Below are 823 nucleotides of genomic sequence, written 5' to 3' on the forward strand. Positions count from 1 at the left end.
AGGTTATATCTGATACCCATATCTCATTTACTTTATTAGGGATTATTTCTTTTATACAGTTGGGATACTTTTTTAACCAGTGAAAAGATTGGGTGGTATAAACCCTTCGCCTTTTCTTCCGTACCAATAACTGATGTGCAGCAAGAAGATCAAAAAGAGCATCCCTGCCCATCTTTATTTGATGCTCAAGCAAAAACGCCTGTAATAAGACATAGAGCTTCCTGCCTCCCATAGCGGGATGTATAGCCCTTAAATACCTTACCTCATTTAATATAATCTCCTGTTCGAAACTAATTGCTTCTGCCTGCCAAAAGTGTTGATAATAAGCTTGTCGGGTAATACCAAGTAAACAACAGCACTTTCCAAGGCTTACCCTGGGATAGCTGTTTTTAGTCTCACGGATTACTTGGTAACGGACTTTTTTCGGATATTGATCTTCAGGTCTCTTTCAGCAACCTCTATCATTTTACGATAAAGCTCCTTTTCCAGAAGTGCATCTTCCAGTTGCTTTTTCAGCAACTTAACTGATGCACTATCTTCAGGCTGGATATCCGGATCTCTCTTTGCTGGCATGATACACGAAGATACATAAACCGGCCTTTTTTTCTCCAGGCCAAACGATTTTAACCAGGCTGAAATCCGGCTATTCCCTAAATTATATTTCCGCTCAAGAAAGCTCAGGCCTTCATCTCCCGTTAAATATTCCTGGCAAATTTTTCGCTTAAACTCCTCACTGTACTGGCTCTGCCATTTACCCCCATACACTTTTGAATATCTTTCCATTTTTGTTTACTGATGTGTAAACCTATTTCAGGACAAGACA

Annotated in this window: 1 protein-coding gene and 1 pseudogene; both read right to left on the reverse strand. The window is 39.7% G+C overall.

Annotated features, from left to right (window positions below; genetic code table 11):
* Positions 1-232, reverse strand: a pseudogene (locus IEX80_RS27880) (IS3 family transposase); the annotation flags it as partial.
* A 170-nt stretch (positions 233-402) separates the two neighbouring features.
* Positions 403-783, reverse strand: coding sequence for a hypothetical protein (locus IEX80_RS27725; RefSeq protein WP_188834831.1), 381 nt, complete (start codon positions 781-783; stop codon positions 403-405).
* Between the last annotated feature and the right edge of the window lie 40 nt (positions 784-823).

This window comes from Mucilaginibacter rubeus (assembly GCF_014643835.1).
GTDB lineage: Bacteria > Bacteroidota > Bacteroidia > Sphingobacteriales > Sphingobacteriaceae > Mucilaginibacter > Mucilaginibacter rubeus.

Bases quoted from the DNA above. Each gene is read 5' to 3' on its own strand.
- IEX80_RS27725 (WP_188834831.1), bottom strand. From the start codon at position 783: ATGGAAAGATATTCAAAAGTGTATGGGGGTAAATGGCAGAGCCAGTAC.